Raw genomic sequence first — 20754 nt, forward strand, 5'->3', positions numbered from 1 at the left:
ACCCTCCTGCTAGTTAAAAATTTTTTAAATTCCCTATTTTACCTTTAAAAGTTCGCTAACTTTGGAATCACCTTTTGCTTGGTGTACCCCTGCATAAACCTTTGTTGAGAGCCCCCACAGGTTAATAAATCCAACTGCTGCATTGTGATTAAATGCGTCCCCTTTTGCATAGGTTGCGAGTTCCTCGTTGTAGAGACTATTGACTGACTTTCGACCAACAACAACGTGTGACCCTTTATGAAGTTTCACCCGAACCTTCCCTGAAACAACCTTTTGCGTTTCATTAATAAAAGCATCTAGGGCTGGTCTTATTGGTGAATACCAAAGACCGTCATAAATAATTTTAGACATTTGTTGATCCACCGTTGTTTTAAATTGCGAAACCTCACGTGCCAGTGTAAGAAATTCCAATTCTTTATGGGCATTAATCAAAATCAAGGCTCCTGGGTTTTCGTAAACTTCTCTTGATTTAATGCCTACTAAACGGTTTTCAATATGGTCAATCCGACCAACCCCATGAATGCCCCCTTGTTCATTAAGTGTTTCAATTAATTCCACTAGCGGCATCTTTTTATCATTTAACGCAACAGGCACGCCTTCCTCAAACGAAATGTTAATATATTCCGGTTCATCTGGCGTGAGGCTAATCGGATTCGTCCAATCAAATGCCGCTTCTGGAGCCTCTGCCCAAGGGTCTTCTAAGACTCCGGCTTCACACGCACGCCCCCAAATATTCGCATCAATGGAAAATGGATTGTCAAGATTTACTGGAATAGAAATACCTTTCTCCGTTGCATAAGCGATCTCCTCGTCTCTTGTCATCCCCCATTCACGAACTGGCGCAACAACTTTTAAATTTGGATTCAGCGCTTGAATTGAGACCTCGAATCGTACCTGGTCATTGCCCTTTCCAGTACAACCATGCGCAACGGCGACAGCGCCCTCTTGTTCTGCGACATCCACTAATAATTTTGCTATTAACGGGCGTGACAATGCAGAAGAAATGGGATATTTCCCTTCGTACAACGCATTTGCCTTCAAGGCTGGTAAAATATAATCCTGTGCAAGCAGGTCTTTCGCGTCAATGGCAATCGACTTTATTGCCCCTACATCTAATGCCTTTTGTTTAATCTCTTCCAAGTCCTTCCCTTCTCCAACATTTAATCCTAGAGCAATTACATCGTAATCATACTTTTCTTGGATCCATTTCACCGATACAGATGTATCCAAGCCGCCAGAGTACGCTAAAATAATTTTTTCCTTTGCCATGTTTATTCTCTCCTTTATAATTTAATTGGGAAACTACAGAATCAGCCGTGTTCAGCTCCAGCGCCCATTGCCTAGTGCCCTTCAGGTGCCTCCTTACGATAACAGTTCGACATTAGTCTAACATCCTTATTCGCTTACGCTCTTTGTGTTTCCTTTATCTCAAAGAAAAAGGAGGTTCGATTAAAAGCGCCATAAAGCATGAGCAACATCGAACTACCCACGTTGCGCGGGCACAGATCATACGGCGGCCTTCCTTTATTCGGGCACTTACGCTTTTGTTCTTATTTCATTAAGTTTTTTAAAATTGCTTTTTGTGCATGTAGCCGATTCTCCGCTTCATCAAAAACGACTGAATGTGGACCGTCGATAATCTCTGCTGTTACTTCTTCACCACGGTGTGCTGGCAAACAGTGAAGAAAGATGAAATTTTCCTTTGCGTGAGAACATAGGGATGCATTTACTTGAAATGGTGCAAATGCCTTGATGCGTTCCTTCTGTTCAAACTCTTGCCCCATACTGGTCCAGACATCTGTCACGACGATGTCGGCTTGCTCAATGGCTTCCTCTGGTGAATCCGTAAAGCTCACAATACTCCCAGTAGCCTTGCCAGCTTGCTTAGCTTTTTCAATAATAGTAAGGTTTGGTTCATAACCATTGGGGCTGGCAACCGAGAGATGCATGCCAACACTTGCAGCACCTTCCAAAAGCGAATGGCACATATTGTTGTTGCCGTCACCGATGTAACACATCTTTAATCCCGTTAATGTACCTTTGTGCTCGTAAATGGTTAATAAATCCGCCAGAACTTGAGTTGGGTGATGCAAATCAGTAAGACCATTAATAACGGGAACATCAGCGGTTTTAGCAAACTGTTCAATCGATTTATGGGCAAATGTTCGAACCATAAGTCCGTCAACATACCGTGATAAAACTTTAGCCGTATCTTCAACCGTTTCCCCGCGACCAAGTTGAATATCATTTGAACTTAAAAAGATTGCTTGCCCGCCAAGTTGCATCATTCCCACTTCAAACGATACCCTGGTTCGTGTCGATGACTTTTCAAATACCATCCCTAATACCTTACCGCTTAAATACGGATGTGGAATCCCCTTCTTTTGCAAGTTCTTCATTTCAACTGCTTGATCCAGAAGAAAGAAAATATCGTTTGGTTCAAAATCAGCCATCTTGATAAAATCTTTTCCCTTTAATTCAAAAGGAACCTGCTTAACCTGATTATCAATGTCAACTTTTAACATGGCTCTCACTCCCCTTAATTAATAATTGCTTGTTTTCACGATATTCTTTAAGTGTCAACACGGTTTTTTGGCTCACTTTCTCTGGAAGATTTAAAGTGACTTTTACCGTGTCCAAACATGTAAACAACGGCACGTTATATCGCACGGCGAGCTCCCTTAAACCAAAACCGAATGAATTTTGGTTACGGCCTTGTGTCGGACTATTCAAGACTGCTGCTACTCCCCCACCCGCTATATAACCCTTCGCGGAAGCTACATCTTTCATAATGTGAGAAACAGTTATATCATGCTTTTGATAAAACGCTGCTGTTTGAGGTGTTGCTCCGATTTGGAAACCTCTATTTACTAATGCTCTTATTATTTCAATGCTTTGCCCTTTTTCCCGGTCTGACATGGCACAAAGAATGACAGGTTTTTGATGTGTGAATTGTAAGGAGTTTTTCCCATCTGAAAACATTGCCTTTTCTAAAGCAGCCTCAATGGAAGTCCCGATGCCTAAAAGTTCTCCAGTTGATTTCATTTCTGGTCCTAATACAAAGTCCACATTTTTCAATTTTGTTGCCGAAAAAACAGGTGCCTTTACTGAATAAAAAGATGGTTCATGTAAAAGCCCGCATTCTTTTCCCTGCTGTTCCAAGTTTTTGCCAAGCTGAACGGTGACTGCTGTCTCAACCATCGGTATTCCTGTTATCTTGCTTATAATAGGAACCGTACGAGAAGACCTTGGGTTGACCTCCAGTACATAAACGGTCTCTTTTGCTATCACAAACTGGATGTTCATTAATCCGTTTATCTCTAAGGCCGTACAAATTCGGTTCGTATAGTCCACGATGGTGGATTTCACCATTTCCGATAATGAAAATGACGGAAAAACAGCTGTGCTGTCACCAGAATGAACACCCGCTTTTTCGATATGTTCAAATATACCCGGAATTAATACATGTTCACCGTCACTAATTGCATCAATTTCACATTCGACACCAGGCATATATCGGTCGACTAATAATGGCCACGATTTGTTATTACCCACGTCCCCCAAATTAATATAACGTTCCAGTTCAAATGAATTGTAAAAAATGAACATTGATTGGCCACCAATCACATAGGAAGGCCTAACAAGTATTGGAAAATCTAGCCGCTCCGCAACGCTTCGTAATTCGCATACATCACTAACAGTTTCACCCTGAATATGCGGGATACTTAATTTCTTTAACGTGTCGTAAAAATACTGTCGGTCCTCCAATTGGTCAATAGCCCCTGTGGATGTGCCTAAAATGGTCATCCCTTCTTTTTCTAGGGATTTAGCAAGATTGATAGCTGTTTGACCACCAAATTGAATAAGTACACCGGTGACTTTCTCTTTTTCTGCAACATTCAAGATATCCTCTAGAGTTAGTGGCTCAAAATAAAGACGATTCGCAATTGAATAATCTGTACTAACCGTTTCGGGGTTGTTGTTAATGACGATCGCCTCATACCCCATATTCTTTACGGCTAAAGCAGCTTGAACCGAACAATAGTCAAATTCTATTCCTTGACCAATACGGATTGGCCCGGAACCAATAACAAGGACTTTTTTGTTTTCGCTTATCTCTGCCTCATCTTCTCCCGTCCAGGTTGAATAGTAATAAGGTGTCTCGGCTTCAAATTCAGCAGCGCAGGTATCAACTAATTTGTACCCCGGTTTCATCCCCAGTACTTTCCACTTTTCTCTCACGTCTTTGGCCTGAATTTGATAAATTTGCGTAAACCATTGATCACTGATATTTATTTGTTTTGCCTGTTTTAAAAGGGTCACTGGTACGTTATCCCATCTAAACGCTGTTAATTGCTCTTCTAGTTCAACAATTCCTTTTATTTTTTGTAAAAACCAAGGGTCGATCGCTGTATAGTTATTCGCCTCTTCAATGGTCATGCTACGCCGGAACATTTCTGCAATCGCGAATAAACGTAAGTCTGTTGCATCTTCCATGTGATTGATAAGCACTTCTTTCTTTACCTTTTGAAACGCAGGCAAACAGAGACTGGAAAAACCACATTCTAATGATCGCACCCCCTTGTTCAGAGCACCTTCTAGCGTTCGATCAATTGCCATCACTTCACCCGTCGCTTTCATTTGTGTCCCTAACGTCCGATCAGCATCGGTGAATTTATCAAACGGGAAGCGAGGCAATTTGACAACAACATAATCAAGTGCTGGTTCAAAGGAAGCAAATGTTGTTCCAGTGATCGGATTGACGATTTCATCCAAATGATACCCGACTGCACATTTCGTAGCGATCCTCGCAATCGGATAACCAGTAGCTTTTGATGCGAGGGCTGAAGAACGACTGACTCTCGGATTGACTTCTATAATCACATATTGCTCGGAATGCGGATCAAGCGCAAATTGGATATTACAGCCACCAACGATTTTTAAAGCTCGGATGATCTTTAACGATGCACTTCTGAGCATCTGATATTGAACATCTGTCAATGTTTGAGATGGCGCGACAACCATTGAATCCCCGGTATGAACGCCTACTGGATCAATATTCTCCATATTGCACACAATCAAGCATGTGTCATTAGCATCCCGCATTACTTCATACTCAATTTCCTTCCAGCCTTTTATGCTTTTCTCAATTAACACTTGATGAATAGGGCTTGAGGTCAGGCCATAGTTAAGAATCATTTGTAGTTCCTCTTCATTAGCAGCAAACCCTCCACCCGAACCCCCTAGTGTATAAGCAGGTCTTATGATGACCGGAAATCCAATCTCCTGGACAAATTGATGACCTTCCTCAAATGTGTGAATGATCTTGGATTCTGGAATTGGTTCATCATTATCAATCATTAATTGACGGAACTTTTCTCTGTCCTCTCCCCCTTGAATTGATTTGATGGATGTACCTAAAAGTTCAACACCATATTTCTGGAGGATGTTTTCTTCATCTAATTGGACTGCTAGATTTAAACCAGTCTGACCACCAAGCGTCCCAATGATTCCGTCAGGCTTCTCTTTCTTGATGATCTCTTCAATTGTTTGGACGGTGAGCGGTTCAATATAAATTCTATCTGCGATCTTTTCATCGGTCATGATCGTTGCTGGATTATTATTAATCAAAACGACCTCAATGCTTTCTTCCTTTAAAGCAAGACAACTCTGGGTACCGGCATAATCAAATTCAGCCGCTTGCCCAATAACGATAGGTCCTGATCCAATGACTAAAACTTTTTGAATATCAGGTCGTAGTGGCATAAGTGATTTCACCCGCCTTTCGAATATTATCTAGAAAGCCTTTAAAGATATGCTCCGTATCAGTAGGTCCCGGATGCCCTTCTGGGTGAAATTGGACGGTTTCAATTGGTAGCTTTCTATGCCTCAGACCTTCTATTGATTGATCATTGACGTTCCGGTAAGTCACGCTGAATATGTCCTGATCAATACTGTCTTCTGTTACGACATACCCGTGATTTTGTGGTGTCATCCAAACCTTTCCGCTTTCAATTTCTTTAACTGGATGATTCCCGCCACGATGGCCAAAAAGCAGTTTATTAGTTTTTGCTCCATAGGCTAAAGCAATTACTTGATGGCCCATACATATCCCGAGAGAAGGAAAATGCTCTGTTATTTTTTTAACCTCTTGAAACATTGATGAAAGCATCATGGGATCACCGGGCCCGTTACTGAACATAACGCCATCAGGATTTAGAGAGTGTAACTCTGAGAATGTTGTTGAAAAAGGAACCACTGATACTTTACATTTTTCCTTAAGCAGTACCTGCAACATTGATTTTTTATAGCCATAATCCACTAAAACAATATGTGACCCGGATCCGTCATATTGCTGGATGCTCTTTGTGGAAACCTTTTTAACTAAATCTATTTCAGTACTTGGTACACGAGCAAAAGGCAAAAATTTACTGGGTGTTTTTGAGATGACGCCCTTCATCGTACCGTTTTTACGAATTTTTTTTACAATCGCTCTTGTATCAACACCTGCAATGCAAGGAATTCCTTCCTTTTCAAGATGTTCAGCGAATGTTTTAATTGCTAAATAGTGACTTGGTGTTGCACAAATATCACTAATAACAACTCCAGAAGGGTGGAGACTGGTACTTTCATTGTCATAAGAGTTGATCCCATAATTTCCAATTAGTGGATAACAGAACGTGATGATTTGGCCAGCGTAAGAGGGATCAGTCAAAATTTCTTGGTATCCGGTCATACTTGTATTAAAGATAACTTCTCCTGCAGATGAGTTATCCTTTCCTACCATTTTCCCCTCGAAAACATCCCCGGTCTCCAAAATTAGATAACCTGTGTCCATTGAAAATCCCCCTTTTTTAATTTAGCACTTACCTAGAGATGCTTTTTTAGATATAAAAAAACACTCGTCTCGTAGAAAGAGACGAGCGTGAATCTTATCACCCGCGGTGCCACTCTTGTTGTTCTGCTAAACAGAACCGGCTTTGACCTGTTAACGGTGGTAACCCGGTCAATTCTATTAAGGCTTTCACCTGTTCAAACTGACATCTCAGAAGTGCGGTTCATGACACGTCTTGTGCCGGCTTCCACCGTCCCGGCTCGCTGTTCCAGTTTCATGTCATTACTCTCTTCATCATTGATTTATTTGTTAAAATGTTTTTTTGTACAAAATAAAAAACGTTCATCTCTATATTAAATAAGAGACGAACGTTGATTACATCCGCGGTACCACTCTAGTTATTCCGCATTGCGGAATCGGCTTGGCGCTTTTAACGGAGACGACCCGATCAGCTCTAATAAGGCTTTTGGCCCTGTTCAAGCAGATATCTCAAAAGTGCGGTTCATTACATTGCTGCACCGGCTTCCACCGTCCCGGCTCGCTTCCTGCAGTTCTATGCAATTACTCTCTTTATCATCGATTATAGTATAAGTTATGGTTGAACCCAGATCATTAGAATACCTTTTTGGTGAAAATAAAAAAAACCTTCATCTCTATTTAAATAAGAGACGAACGTTTGATTGCATCCGCGGTACCACTCTAGTTATCCCGCATTGCGGAATCAGCTTGAGGCTTTTAACGGAGGCGATCCGATCGGTATTAGCCGACATCTCAAAAATGCGGTTCATTACACGTCCTGCACCGGCTTCCACCAAACCCGGCTCGCTTCTGCTGACCTTTGTAACTACTCTTTTTTTCATCGAATTTGTTAATTTCTCTTCATTATACAGAATTCCTAGATTAAGTCAACAGGCAAAATAACTTTTGCATGATTCAATTTCAAAAAGTAAATTATTTGCCCGAATTACTGTATTCAATGGATGGATTGGAAATGTATGTACCATCACCTGATCCTTTTAATATGTTCAGCAATTTTTCAGTACCACTTCCATCACCAATAAAGATTGGTACACCTAGTGACATAGCTGTTCTTGCAGCATGAAGTTTTGATTTCATTCCACCCGTACCAAACGTTGAACCCGAACCATCTGCTGCATCCATCATATCTTCCGTAATATCCTCTAGGTAATCAATTTTTTTTGCTAACGGATTTAACCGCGGATTCTCATCGAATAGTCCATTTATATCCGTTAAGATAATTAATTGATCAGCATGAACATAACCACTTACAAGGGCAGATAACATATCATTATCACCAAAAGTTAACTCATTAATGGCAACTGTGTCATTTTCATTTATGATGGGTAAAATTCCTCGGTCTAACAGTTCGGTGATGGTGGAGAAGGCATTTCTGAATCGTTCCGGGTTGGAAAAGTCATCTCGTGTTAACAATAGCTGTGCTGGAACAATATCCAAATCTCTAAATTTTTCAATATAGGATTGGATTAATAGACTTTGACCGACTGCTGCCGCTGCTTGTTTTCTTTTGATGGTACTTGGTATAGAAGTGTAGCCCAGCCTTGTAAATCCAGCAGCAACTGCACCCGAAGAAACTAGTATTACTTCATGATTTGCCTTCCTGAGTGCAGCAAGAGCATCGATATGATCTACTAGTCTTTCGTGATCAATTTCGCCTTTTATATTCGTTAAAGAACTACTGCCAATTTTAACGACGACACGTTTTTTCCCCATCTAGACACGTTCCTCTCATGCAGCCCGTTAAATTAAATATGGCCTGAGCGCAGGTCATTAGTATAACTTTCTAATAAAATAAGGCTTTTTTCGTAAGCTTTGTTGTTATTTAATCCTTGTGAAAAATTGTTCCTAACATCCCGCTCCATATCCGCGGGCTTGCGCTGGGGTCGTCGTGTATTTCCTTCGCTAGCATGGTGTTTGACTTTCGCTTCAGGCAGTCGACTCCTGTTTAGAAAAACAGCAGCTGAAGCGTTGCCCGCGGAAAGCGACGGCCCGAAGCGGAATCGGGCGTTGCCTTTTTAAAAGAACCTAAAATAAAAAAACCCTCATCTCTATCTAACAGAGACGAACGTTTAGAACATCCGCGGTACCACTCTAATTATTCCGCGTCTTGCAGAATCGGCTTGGGCTTTTAACGGATGCGATCCGATCAGTTTTAACTAACATCTCAAAAATGCGGTTCATTACACGTCCTGCACCGGCTTTCACCACCCCGGCTCGCTTCTGCTGACCTTTGTAATTACTCTTTTCTTCATCGATTTTATTAATTTCTCCTTATTATACAGAATCATCGGAACAAGTCAATAGAGAATTTTCAGTATTTATTTTCGTTTTGATTACTTTGTTTTCAAGCTTTCCTAACTTTTCTATTTCTAATGTTAAGACATCACTATCTTGTAAAAATTGTGGTGGATTCATTGCAAAACCTACCCCATTTGGCGTACCTGTCAAAATAATATCTCCTGGTTTTAGCGTGATTAAACCGGAAATAAATTGAATGAGGAATGGGACATCAAAAATTAACCGACTTGTATTTGAGTTCTGACGTTCCTCCCCATTCACAAATGAGCGAATAGATAAATTGGACGGGTCCGGAATTTCATCTGTGGTAACCACACTTGGTCCAACCGGTGTACTGCGATCAAGCGTTTTACCCTGTAACCATTGAGGTGTACGTTTTTGTAAGTCACGAGCAGATATGTCGTTGGCAATTGTATACCCAGCAATATAGTTAAAGGCTTCTCCTTTACTGACATGCGACGCTTCTTTCCCAATTACTACTGCTAACTCCACTTCATAATCTAGCTTTTCTGTAAAAGTAGACTTTTCAATGTCATCTTCGGGGCCAATTAATGCATTGCTGAATTTCGCAAAAAGAACAGGAAACTCAGGTACATCACTCTCCATCTCAGCCGCATGTTCAGCATAATTCTTTCCAACGCAAATGATTTTTGAAGGAACCGGAATTGGTGTGCTCAAATTCACTTCATCCCGATCAAACATTAAACCGTTACTGGCATGAATTACACTGTACTCGCAGGCCTCCTTTGCCCGCTCTATTGCACTTATTCCCATTGAAAAAAATGAAGAAGGATCTGCTGGAAGAAGGTTATCGATTGAATGGATAACATCCTTTTCCTGTTTAGAAATCAGCAATTCACGATAACTTTCCTGCAAATCAACCACCTTATTATCTACTAAACAACCTATTCTAAAATCACCTGGTTTTCCTTTAAATTTATAGTTAATTAATTTCATAATTAACACCCCTCGTTTTCTTGACTCTAATTTTGTTTATAGTACCATATATTATCAATCTATTCCCAATGTCCAATCTGAAAATATTGAAAATTCCCTCTTGACATTTAATAGTTATATAGGTATTGTGTTTATTAACATCTAAATTGAATATGTAATTTTCTTATCCAGAGAGGTGGAGGGACTGGCCCTTAGATACCTCGGCAGCAGACTTATTTTTATTTTTAGTACTGTGCCAATTCCAGAAGCGTAAAGCTTGAAGATAAGAAGAGTAATAATCACGTTGCCTAAACCTCTTCTTATTAAAAGAAGAGGTTTTTTATTTTAAATAAAAAGAAAGAAGGAATGTACTATGTCAATCACACTAACGAAAGCACCATTCAGAGCAGATCACGTCGGGAGTTTATTACGGCCTGACAACCTACACAAAGCGAGAACAGAATTTAAAGAAGGTACTATTACCGCGAATCAATTACACGAGGTTGAAACGAAGGAAATTAAACGGATCGTTGATAAACAAATAGAGATTGGTTTAGAGCTTGTAACAGACGGTGAATTCAGGCGCACGTGGTTCCACTTAGACTTCTTAGAGCACTTAAACGGATTTGAAGGATATGTGCCTGAACAGGGGTACTTATTTGAAGGGGTGGAAACAGAGAAATATAACGTACGAAACACAGGAAAGATTTCCTTTAATCCAGACCATCCTCACTTAAAAGACTTTGTTGAATTAAATGAAATTGTTAACGGTCGGGCGGTTGTGAAACAAACAATCCCAAGTCCAAATCAATTATTTAACGTTGGTATTCATGACGAATTTATATACCCAAACATTGAAGAATACGCGAATGATATTATAAAAGCATATCAAGATGCTATTGAGGCATTTTACGAAGCTGGTGTACGTTATTTACAATTAGACGATGTTTACATTGCAGGGCTTTCCGCACCCGATATTCCATTCAATGATGGTAAGTACACAAGGGAACAATTAATCGATTTAGCATTACGTGTGATCAATGGTTCTTTGGAAAACAAGCCTGAAGATTTAATCGTGACAACGCATCTATGTCGTGGCAACTATCAATCTACTTGGGCGTTTGAAGGAAGCTATGCACTTATCGCACCAACATTGTTAGCAAAAGAAAAAGTAAATGGCTTCTTTTTGGAGTATGACGATGAACGTTCAGGAGATTTTAAACCATTAGACTATATTCCAAATGGCGGGGCACAAGTAGTTCTAGGTGTCGTTACATCTAAAAATGGCGAACTGGAAGACAAAGAAACAATTAAAGCACGCATTAAAGAAGCTTCACAATACGTGCCGCTTGAACAATTATGTCTAAGCCCACAATGTGGATTTGCTTCAACCCACCACGGTAATAAATTAACTGAGGAACAGCAATGGGCCAAATTGAAATTTGTCGTTGATGTGGCAAAAGAAATTTGGGGATAGTACAGCCTTCCAAAGAAAAGGATTCAATTCATAAATGAATTGAATCCTTTTCTTACGTTAAGCCTTGTTGGTTTTATATTCCTTTTTGTTTTATACTTGATATTGAAAAGATATCTTGTAGAATTGCCCACTAACGAAATGTAAAGAGGTGCCTATGATAGCTATCCTGCATCAGTTAAAGAAAATTTACCACCTTTTAGTTGATCGTCCATACCCCACTCGGGCTACTGTGGCTGAAAGATATAAAATTATAAAAATACTGGGGATGGGAAGCTTTGGCATCACCTACCTCTGTGAAGACCTAACGTCTGGAACTAATTGCGTATTAAAGCAAATGAGGCCAAGCAAACATAATAGTAAGTCTGGCCACCAACTGTACCATAATGAAATCTCGATTCTTGATTCACTTCATCACCCTTGCATTCCAAAGCTGTATCATCATTTCCCTTATAAAAATCACCTATTTTATTCAATGGAATTTATTGATGGAAGTAATTTAGAGGATGTATTATTTGTGGAACACAGTAAGTTTAAAGAAAAAGACGCTCTCCTGCTTTTAAAACAGGTGCTTAATATCATTGAATATCTCCATATCGAAGACATCGTCCATAACGATATTCGTATTCCAAACATGATGCTTAGGGATGAAAAATTGTATCTAATCGACTTTGGATTAGCAAGCAAGCTGGATAGTGCAGAGGGTACGAAAGAAAGGGTAAAGCAAATTCAAGACGATTTCTATGACCTAGGAGATATCCTGCTTTATTTATTGTATTCTTTTTATGTGCCCATTAATAAAAGGCCCCGTCCATGGACAGAGGAATTAAGGTTGCAAACACCAACTAAGCATATGCTGGAACGGTTATTGGCTATTAAAGATCCTTACGAAAACGCTTCTGAAATAAGAATAGATCTAAACCAGGCATTGTCTACAGTATAGAGTGGCAACGCTTTTCTTTCCACTCTTCCAGAAAAAGGCCAGTTCCTCTCTTTAAAAGAGAAACTGGCTTTTTTAGCTGCTACTCCTAGAACTTTTTCGTTTATATCTTCCGCTTCCTTGATACGGAGAGTGTCTAGAGCCACGGCTACTGCTTCCGCTATAACGATGTCTGTTTCTTCCACTGGAACCACTTCCACTATAATGCTTGCGATGTCTTCTGTCGCTTCCGCTTTCGGTATATTTAGCTACATTATGCTTTACTTTTTTCATGAACTTTTTAAACATTAGTAAACCTCCATTTCTATGTGGTCTATTTTTGCTTACAGTTTAAGTATAACCGAAGTAGGTTCATTATAAATTAACAATTTTTCAACAATTGATTACAAAGCTATCTCCGAATATGAAAACCTGTAATTATGTAGATTCTCCACTATACCTTCTGCTAAAACTACTTCTTTTTATAGTTGTGACCTTTGGTTGAATGCGGTGCCAAGTACGTAACACTGGTTTTTTTATTTTTCAGAAAGGCTGTTTTAGCAAAATTCTGTTGTATTGATAAAAACTGCGACGTATAGGCTGGGTTGTTTTCCGCTGCGGACAGTTGCTTTCCGCGGACACGGCTTCAGCCTCCTTGCCCCGGCAAGGGGTATGCCGACGTTGTCCGCAAAGGACGGTTTTAGTCGGCCCTCATCATTAACCACTTCCTGCAGGGTCTTCAGACACGTGCTGTTCTAAGCAGGAGTCAACGGTCCTCCGCTCCAAACAACTGCCATAATAATGGAAATCATGCTCTAATCAATAAATTGGTTACAATCGTTCCGTTATTGGACACCACTGTAGCGGAGGAAAAACACGGAGACTCCTGCGGGAACAGCGAAGACGATGAGACCCCGCAGTGAGCGGTCTTTGCAATCGAGGAGGCTTATCGCGAGCCCGCGGAAAGCGTAGTGTTTTTTCCGCAGAGGTCGTAGGGCACGAAACATGATTTTTAGTTATGTCGCATTTTATAGCTCTCAAAAGCAACATTCTTTACGAAAACAGCCTTCAGAAAGCATACATTTTGAAAGTAAAGTTTTATAGGATATTTGTCATTATTATTTTTACACTATTTTAATAAATCTCAACATTTAATTCATATTGACTTAAAGAAGATTGTGTAATGTAGAAAGTGAACTAAAAGAGAAGGAAGGTGCCTGCCCCTGGGTCTTTTTATGAACTTTTAAAGAAATTACCATTTAAGGAGAGGATAAACTATGATTCAAAACATTGGCGTACCCGGAATAATTCTTCTACTTGTGATTGCGTTAATTATTTTCGGACCATCAAAGCTACCGGAAATTGGCCGGGCCTTCGGTACAACATTGAAAGAGTTTAAAAAATCAACGAGGGATCTCGTTTCCGGTGATGATGAAGCGGCTGAAAAAAAGTCAAATGAGTATTCCGGTACCAGTGAATCAGAAAGTGATGCAGAAATGAAAAAGCAGAAAACAGTAGTGAAGATGGGAAAAAAATAGCACTGAACAGAAGATGTAAAGTAATGGTGCTTGATCTTCTTTACGTCTAATGGAGGTTGCTTATGATAAACAGTAAAATGGCAGTCCTGGAGCATTTAGAAGAATTAAGGAAGCGTATTATTATTACCGTTTCTGCTTTCTTGCTTTTCTTTATCGCAGCGATGATTTATGCTGGCGATATTTATGGATGGTTAGTAAAAGATTTGGAGATACAGTTAGCAATTCTCGGGCCAACGGAGATTTTATGGGTGTACTTGATGGTAGCCAGTATCATTTCGCTGGCTGTGACGATTCCTATCGCGGCGGGACAGGCCTGGCTTTTCATCCGTCCGGCACTGACGAAAAGAGAGCAAAAAACTACGCTCGCCTATATCCCAGCCTTGTTCATCTTATTTGTTTCAGGAATTTGCTTTGGTTACTATTTGATTTTTCCGATTGTGCTAGAATTTTTGTTGGCGCTGGCTGGCGACCATTTTATGACATTCTTTACAACGGAGAAATACTTTCGATTTATGCTAAGGATGACGCTGCCCTTTGGAATTTTATTCGAATTGCCAGCAATTGTAATGTTTTTAACAAGTCTTGGAATTATTAACCCGTTTCAATTGAAAAAAATACGCAAACAAGCTTACTTTACTTTGATTGTGATTTCGGTTTTGATTACACCGCCTGATCTTGTCTCAGATGTTTTGGTGATTTTACCTTTATTGCTTCTCTATGAGTGCAGTATCAGTTTATCAAAAGTGGTCTATCGAAAAAAACAACACTCTGTGGCAACCGCTGCATAAATAAGGCAGAAAACTACACATAACTGGATTTTCAACCGAAGCCTTACAACAAACTTGGGAGGTATGTATTTTGAATAATGAACAAAAGTGGAACAAAGATGTCAGCAGAAGAGATCTATTAAAAATGGGCGGAACGGGTGCTGTGGCACTTACAGTAGGTTCCGCTTTGTCCCTGCCATTTTCCGGAGAAGCATTGGCTAAGCATGGAGGGCCGAATCCCCCAAAAATGGGACAACCAGGTACGGCTGGTTATGGACCAATGGTAAAGGACCCGGGTGGAATACTTGATTTACCAAAAGGCTTCCAATACCGAATCATTTCCGAAGAAGGCAACAGTCTTTCAGACAGTCGGCCGATACCAGGGAATTTTGATGGGATGGCTGCATTCCGGGGACGCCATAATTCAACTATCCTAGTTCGTAATCATGAATTGACAGGCGATACTGAAAATCCAGTAATAGGAAAAAATCCATACGATAAAGACAACACTGGTGGAACGACAGCTCTGCTAGTTGGACCCAATAATAAAGTTATCAAAGAATATGTGGCCTCTGCAGGGACGATACGCAATTGTGCAGGAGGGGCAACACCATGGGGAACGTGGATCACCTGTGAAGAAACCCTTGAGAAAGGCCATGGTTACGCATTTGAGGTAGATCCGAATGACCCTGAAAATAACTTGTCCAAAACACCTATTAGAGAAATGGGTGCATTTTCTCATGAGGCTGTGGATGTCGATCCGGCAACAGGCATTGTTTACCTGACAGAGGATGGAGGTCCAAGCTTTCTTTACCGTTACATCCCGAATGACAGGACTCCAAGGCCGGGCGCTCTGCAAAAAGGAGGCAAACTTCAGGCTGCAGCGATGGAAGAGATGCCTGCTGCAATGGCGGAGTCTTTTAATACCGGAAGAAAATACGGAATTGTCTGGAAAGAAGTAGATCCTGAAAAACCCACAGATGATGCAATCACAAAAGGATGTATTCAGTTTGACCGTTTAGAAGGCACACATTTTGTAGCGGGTGTTTTGTGGTTTAGCGACACCTCTGCCGGATACAGCAAGGGACAAAAAGGCCGAATCTACCGCTATACACCATCGACCAATAAATTAGAATTGTTCTACGAAGCATCGAGTGCTAACAAGATGGAAATGCCCGACAATATCATTGTTGCACCTTGGGGAGACCTTTGGTTTGTAGAAGATGGACCAGGAGGCGACCGGATCATGGGTATCACACCGGAAGGCGAAGTTTATCAATTTGGCGAAAACCGACTGAACGATTCCGAATTAGCCGGTCCTACTTTCTCCACTGACGGGAAAACATTTTTTGTAAACATTCAAAACCCAGGTCTTACCTTTGCGATTTGGGGTCCGTTTGCACGTGGAAATCATGGACGAAAGCATAAGATGGGACATGCTGCACCGCCTAAACATTTTGCGCCAAATCTGTCGGATAAAGTGATCGAAGCTGCACAAGCTCAGGGCATGACCCATCTAGAAGCGGCAGCATTTCAACGTCATGGCATTCCATTATTTTAATTTCAATTAAATAAGACTATAAGCGTAAGCACCATCGAAACAATCACAGTACAGATTATACTTACCTGCGGCGATTACTCGCAGGAGCTTTCCTTAGTGGTCAGCCTCGGCAAGTTTAAGACGAATCTCTTTGTGATGGTATTTATCACAAAGAGGTTCGTCTTAACGTTCGATTGGAATATCACTACTCATTCGATATATCTAAAACCTTGAGTGTCTAGGTGCCGGAGGTAGACAGTTAAGAAAAGCGCAAGGGCCTTGAAAGACACGACAAGCATAAGCAGAGCGGTGCAGTGTGAGTGCATTGCTCGCACGGAAGCGAACTGCTTATGTCTCGAGTGTCTAGGCGCTGGAGCTAGACAGATTAGAAAAGCGCAAGGGCCTTGAAAGACACGACAAGCATAAGCAGAGCGGTGCAGTGTGAGTGCATTGCTCGCACGGAAGCGAACTGCTTATGTCTCGAGTGTCTAGGCGCTGGAGCTAGACAGATAATCGCCAAAATTTTATACTTTCTTTGCTCTTAAGAGAAACGTGTTGAGGAGTATATCGTCCTCTGCACGTTTTTATTATTGAAAAACCCAACTATTTGAATTATTTTTTTAACCATTTATCCCTTCATTATCTTGACATGAACCGTTCTTTTTCTCGGCCCATCAAACTCACAAAAATAAACACTTTGCCATGTCCCAAGAATCAACAATTCTTCAGAGATGATTAGTGTCTCACTAGCACCAACAACAGATGACTTCATATGACCATTCGAGTTCCCCTCCGTATGAACATAAGCGCCCTTATTTGGAAATGTTTCATTTAATCCGAGTTTCAGGTCCGTTTTCACATCAGGATCAGCATTTTCATTTATTGTGATGGCTGCAGTTGTATGCGGACAATAAACGACCATTATCCCATTCCGCACACCACTTTTAGTTCTTGCTTCGTTTAAATAGTCATCTAAATTGGTGAAAGATTGTTTTTCATTGGTCGTAATAGTGAAAGTGAATAGGGTTTTGCTCAACGTTAGTCACTACCTTCCCTTATGTTAATTTGATAACACTATACTATTTTATAGATTTTTTTGAGTCTTCATTACATTACCTGTTATATCTACTACCAGAATATCTAGCAGCTCAAAAGTCATTCTACTATAATACAGGAAATATTGAAAACACATAGATCATTCCACTTAAAAACCTCCTGTCATATATAGAGCTGATGTTCAATAGATAGTTTCTCTTAACTAATCTTTATTAATGTACTGGGATCAGTAACTACATTACTATTTGGATATTAAACCTTAATCTTGTACAATTAAATAAATTAGTTTGGAGGGGTTGATATGGCTCAGGTGTTGCTTGTTGGAGGGGGTCATGCGCATTTATCTATCATTCGTGCATTATTCAAAGAAACCATCGCACATAAAGTAACAGTTATTTCCTCCAGTAACTATCAATATTATTCTGGAATGTTCTCAGGTTTTACTGAGGGGATTTATAACGAAGAAGAAACACGTATCGATTTGAATTCTTTATGCCAGAAAGGTTCTGTGCATTTTATTGAGGACACAATTATCTCGTTAGATCCACTTAAAAAAGTCGTACATGGTCAATCAGGGAGAGACTTTTCATTTGACGTTATTTCATTTAATGTTGGATCGGATACCATTTCAACAAAAGGGCAACCCAGCTTAACTAAGATTAAACCGAACTATTTATTTCCAAATGAAATCAAAGCTTTCCGTTCCCACGAAAAACCTGTAGTAGTTGGGGGTGGGTCTGCTGGAGTTGAATTGGCACTATCAACATTGGCATGGAGAAAAGGAAATAATAGAGAGCAGAATGTTACCTTAATAAGTTCATCCCCACTTCTTCATTCAAATGGACATGCTTCGATGAAGAAAATTAGAAGGATAGCCTTGAATAAAGGATTAATTTTCTATGAAAATGAGTCTGTTAATCATATTCAAGATAACGTCATTACTACTGATAAGGGCAGGACTGTCGAGTTTTCCAAAGTGCTTCCCTTAATTGGACCAAATGCTACAAGTCTGTTTAATAATAGTGCATTAACAATAGATTCTAAAGGCTTCCTTCTGGTTGAAGATACCTTGCAAAACAGGCAATATCCGTTTATCTTTGGAGCTGGTGACTGTGTTACATTATCATCCCATCTGGATTTACCAAAGAATGGTGTATTCGCAGTAAAACAGGGTACTGTCTTATGGGAAAACATAAAAAGGCATATTAATCAGCAAAATCTACTATCCTTCAATCCGCAAAAAAGGTTTCTTTCAATATTATCTCTTGGTGATAAACAAGGCCTTATGACATATGGGGAATACACGTTTCACGGGAAAAAAGCGTGGGATATAAAACATTATATTGACAAAAAATTCATGAACAACTATCAGCAACAATAATTAAGAGTAATACGAATTTTGTTCGCATTACTCTTTTTAATGAAAAAATTATAATTAATTTTATGCTTTTATCCAGTTAGGCGCAAGTTCTATTCCAGCTGCTTCAAACGTCGTAAATACTGGGCAACGCTTATCCGTTTTATTTTGGAGCTCATTTACACGTTCTTGTGATTCCGATGTTTTTACTTTTGCATCAACTGTCACTTTCTCAAAGTATGGTTGTACTCCTTCTTCACCCATTAAACCGCGTGGATCAAGTACTCCATTAATTTCAAATTCAATTCCTTGAAGGTCAAATTTCATTTCCTTTGCTACCATGTTTGCAATAACATTTTCACAGCCAGCAAGGGAAGAAAGTAACGCTTTTAATGGATCTGCTCCTGTATCAGTTCCACCCATGTTTGCTGGTTCGTCTATTGTAATAGTATGCTCACCCGCATCTATTACTGTTTTCATACCTTCTGATTTTGAAGCTATCTCTACGTTTGTTTTAGCTGCCATTTTAAATTCCTCCTTCTATTTAACTAATGCTTATTTTAAATGAAAATCTATCTAAGTTCTGTAATCCAACTTACAAGGTCTCCACTATTGGTATTACCCTAATTTTAGATTTCTAAAATAGCATTGCCTTTTACAATACTGGACTCATTAACATACACCGGGGTTACTACCTCTCCTATTAATGCTTTAATCTCTGATGCAGCGAATCTATCTCTAAGCAGATTTTTTTCAATAAATGGAATATAATGTTGAATAAGATGTCGTTTTGCCTGATTGCAAATTACACACCCATCAATCGTATACAAAACTGCCTTCACCACAGCCACCCCCTGGTTCATACTTTACTTCTTATTACTAATATAAACAGTAAGTTATCTTACAGAAATAGTCAGCATTAACCGGTTATAATCAAATGAAACATGATGGAGGGGAACAAGCTTGGATAAACTACTACTGCTATCACAAATTAGTCTATTTGACGAACTGCCCATGGAGGATTTAAAAATCATTGATGGTATAAGTGAGATGAAACCTGTTGAAAAAGGTACGATTATATTATCTCCAGATAAACCAATTGAGGCGTTGTTTCTAATGAAGAAAGGTCAGGTTCGCCTATACCGTATGAACCATCAGGGAAAAGAGTTTACAGTTGACGTATTAGCGGGTGGGAATATTTTTGGAGAAACATCCACTCTATCTTTAACAGATGATCAAATCTATGCTGAGGCCATGGTAGATAGTTATTTATGCATCATTGGAAAAAGTGATTTCGAGCATTTTATTGAGAAGAACCCTAAAATCGCCCTTAAATTTATTAACATTCTTTCTAATCGCCTAAAAGAAGTTTATAGTTTCAGTGAAAAAATAGCCCTTAGTGATGTGAAGCATCGTCTATTGTATTTATTTCTAAAATTAAGCGGAGAGTCCGGAAAAAGAAAAAAGGAATGGCAAACGATTAATATGAAGCTTACGCACGCAGATGTTGCTAATATGATTGGCTCAACAAGAGAAACAACTAGTGCAATTTTAAGCCAGCTAAAAAAAGAAGGCTTACTGAAAAAAGGATTAAAATTCTCCGTTAACGCTGAAAAAGCAGAAGAGATATTAGATGAAATGTAATTGAGATTTATCTCATACTGCCCTAAATCCCTATACCTCCTTCAACGTATAGAAATACCTGGTGGTCACCAGGTCCAATTCGAAAAGCAAATAACAAATAGTGAATTTCATTTTCGATAAAAAATGCGAAGTAATGTGCTATGTTTGGTGGTTGGACAACCGTTCCGGAAATCCACTTCGCTTTCCGCGGGCTCACGATGAGCCTCCTCGATCGCAAAGACCGCTCACTGCGGGGTCTCATCGTCTTCGCTGTTCCCGCAGGAGTCTACGTGGATTTCCTTCACTAGGGTTGAGCTTAACAATTTCAATTTATTTGATTGTTTATATCACACAGGCAGCCAGCAATTTATG

Annotated in this window: 16 protein-coding genes, 1 pseudogene, 1 riboswitch and 4 other annotated features; of the genes and pseudogenes, 7 read left to right on the forward strand and 10 right to left on the reverse strand. The window is 39.8% G+C overall.

What is annotated here, in order from left to right:
• Window positions 1-33: 33 nt before the first annotated feature.
• From AC3G7N_RS14720 to AC3G7N_RS14745, 6 genes and pseudogenes are all read right to left on the reverse strand, one after another.
• Window positions 34-1269 carry an argininosuccinate synthase gene (locus AC3G7N_RS14720; RefSeq protein WP_489422928.1) on the reverse strand — a complete coding sequence of 412 codons (1236 nt, stop codon included), beginning with the start codon at window positions 1267-1269 and terminating at the stop codon, window positions 34-36.
• 281 nt (window positions 1270-1550) lie between these two features.
• Window positions 1551-2525: an ornithine carbamoyltransferase gene (argF, locus tag AC3G7N_RS14725; RefSeq protein ID WP_489422929.1), complete on the reverse strand. Its 975-nt coding sequence runs from the start codon at window positions 2523-2525 to the stop codon at window positions 1551-1553.
• Window positions 2512-5766, reverse strand: a complete 3255-nt coding sequence (carB, locus tag AC3G7N_RS14730; RefSeq protein ID WP_489422930.1) for a carbamoyl-phosphate synthase (glutamine-hydrolyzing) large subunit — start codon at window positions 5764-5766, stop codon at window positions 2512-2514. Before carB ends, argF begins: the two co-directional genes overlap by 14 nt.
• The gene (locus AC3G7N_RS14735) at window positions 5750-6838 is read right to left on the reverse strand and encodes a carbamoyl phosphate synthase small subunit (RefSeq protein ID WP_489422931.1); all 1089 of its coding nucleotides are present in this window, start codon (window positions 6836-6838) and stop codon (window positions 5750-5752) included. Before AC3G7N_RS14735 ends, carB begins: the two co-directional genes overlap by 17 nt.
• Before the next feature lie 74 nt (window positions 6839-6912).
• Window positions 6913-7142, reverse strand: a binding site (T-box leader).
• Between the two features lie 50 nt (window positions 7143-7192).
• Window positions 7193-7421, reverse strand: a binding site (T-box leader).
• Window positions 7422-7496: 75 nt separating this feature from the next.
• Window positions 7497-7704 (reverse strand) — a binding site (T-box leader).
• A gap of 91 nt (window positions 7705-7795) precedes the next feature.
• A pseudogene (gene proB / locus AC3G7N_RS14740) lies at window positions 7796-8587 on the reverse strand (glutamate 5-kinase); the annotation flags it as partial.
• A gap of 341 nt (window positions 8588-8928) precedes the next feature.
• Window positions 8929-9135: a binding site (T-box leader), on the reverse strand.
• Between the two features lie 13 nt (window positions 9136-9148).
• Window positions 9149-10129 carry a fumarylacetoacetate hydrolase family protein gene (locus AC3G7N_RS14745; RefSeq protein WP_489422932.1) on the reverse strand — a complete coding sequence of 327 codons (981 nt, stop codon included), beginning with the start codon at window positions 10127-10129 and terminating at the stop codon, window positions 9149-9151.
• Between the two features lie 160 nt (window positions 10130-10289).
• Window positions 10290-10398, forward strand: a riboswitch (SAM riboswitch).
• A gap of 83 nt (window positions 10399-10481) precedes the next feature.
• Here AC3G7N_RS14745 and AC3G7N_RS14750 point away from each other — a divergent pair.
• From AC3G7N_RS14750 to AC3G7N_RS14770, 5 genes are all read left to right on the forward strand, one after another.
• Window positions 10482-11585, forward strand: coding sequence for a 5-methyltetrahydropteroyltriglutamate--homocysteine S-methyltransferase (locus AC3G7N_RS14750; RefSeq protein ID WP_489422933.1), 1104 nt, complete (start codon window positions 10482-10484; stop codon window positions 11583-11585).
• A gap of 154 nt (window positions 11586-11739) precedes the next feature.
• Window positions 11740-12525 (forward strand): serine/threonine protein kinase, encoded by a 786-nt coding sequence (locus AC3G7N_RS14755; protein WP_489422934.1) that lies wholly within the window; start codon window positions 11740-11742, stop codon window positions 12523-12525.
• A gap of 1253 nt (window positions 12526-13778) precedes the next feature.
• The gene (gene tatA / locus AC3G7N_RS14760; RefSeq protein ID WP_489422935.1) at window positions 13779-14039 is read left to right on the forward strand and encodes a twin-arginine translocase TatA/TatE family subunit; all 261 of its coding nucleotides are present in this window, start codon (window positions 13779-13781) and stop codon (window positions 14037-14039) included.
• Between the two features lie 62 nt (window positions 14040-14101).
• A complete protein-coding gene (tatC, locus tag AC3G7N_RS14765; protein WP_489422936.1) occupies window positions 14102-14827 on the forward strand; it encodes a twin-arginine translocase subunit TatC in 726 nt (241 codons plus the stop codon).
• A 70-nt stretch (window positions 14828-14897) separates the two neighbouring features.
• The gene (locus AC3G7N_RS14770) at window positions 14898-16367 is read left to right on the forward strand and encodes an alkaline phosphatase PhoX (RefSeq protein WP_489422937.1); all 1470 of its coding nucleotides are present in this window, start codon (window positions 14898-14900) and stop codon (window positions 16365-16367) included.
• A gap of 607 nt (window positions 16368-16974) precedes the next feature.
• Here the strand turns inward: AC3G7N_RS14770 and AC3G7N_RS14775 are convergent.
• Window positions 16975-17382: a secondary thiamine-phosphate synthase enzyme YjbQ gene (locus AC3G7N_RS14775; protein ID WP_489422938.1), complete on the reverse strand. Its 408-nt coding sequence runs from the start codon at window positions 17380-17382 to the stop codon at window positions 16975-16977.
• A 321-nt stretch (window positions 17383-17703) separates the two neighbouring features.
• Between AC3G7N_RS14775 and AC3G7N_RS14780 the strand changes: the two genes are divergently transcribed.
• Window positions 17704-18783: an FAD-dependent oxidoreductase gene (locus tag AC3G7N_RS14780; protein WP_489422939.1), complete on the forward strand. Its 1080-nt coding sequence runs from the start codon at window positions 17704-17706 to the stop codon at window positions 18781-18783.
• A 60-nt stretch (window positions 18784-18843) separates the two neighbouring features.
• Here AC3G7N_RS14780 and AC3G7N_RS14785 read toward each other — a convergent pair whose 3' ends face one another.
• Together AC3G7N_RS14785 and AC3G7N_RS14790 are read right to left on the reverse strand one after the other, a co-directional pair.
• Window positions 18844-19284 (reverse strand): OsmC family protein, encoded by a 441-nt coding sequence (locus tag AC3G7N_RS14785; protein WP_489422940.1) that lies wholly within the window; start codon window positions 19282-19284, stop codon window positions 18844-18846.
• A 104-nt stretch (window positions 19285-19388) separates the two neighbouring features.
• On the reverse strand, window positions 19389-19601 hold the full coding sequence (locus AC3G7N_RS14790; RefSeq protein ID WP_489422941.1) for a glutaredoxin domain-containing protein: 213 nt from the start codon (window positions 19599-19601) through the stop codon (window positions 19389-19391).
• Window positions 19602-19722: 121 nt separating this feature from the next.
• On the opposite strand from AC3G7N_RS14790, the gene AC3G7N_RS14795 reads away from it, so the two are divergent.
• Window positions 19723-20403, forward strand: a complete 681-nt coding sequence (locus tag AC3G7N_RS14795; RefSeq protein ID WP_489422942.1) for a Crp/Fnr family transcriptional regulator — start codon at window positions 19723-19725, stop codon at window positions 20401-20403.
• A 22-nt stretch (window positions 20404-20425) separates the two neighbouring features.
• Here the strand turns inward: AC3G7N_RS14795 and AC3G7N_RS14800 are convergent, their stop codons facing one another.
• On the reverse strand, window positions 20426-20599 hold the full coding sequence (locus AC3G7N_RS14800; RefSeq protein WP_489422943.1) for a hypothetical protein: 174 nt from the start codon (window positions 20597-20599) through the stop codon (window positions 20426-20428).
• Window positions 20600-20754: the final 155 nt, after the last annotated feature.

It is taken from the genome of Virgibacillus carmonensis (assembly GCF_057836705.1).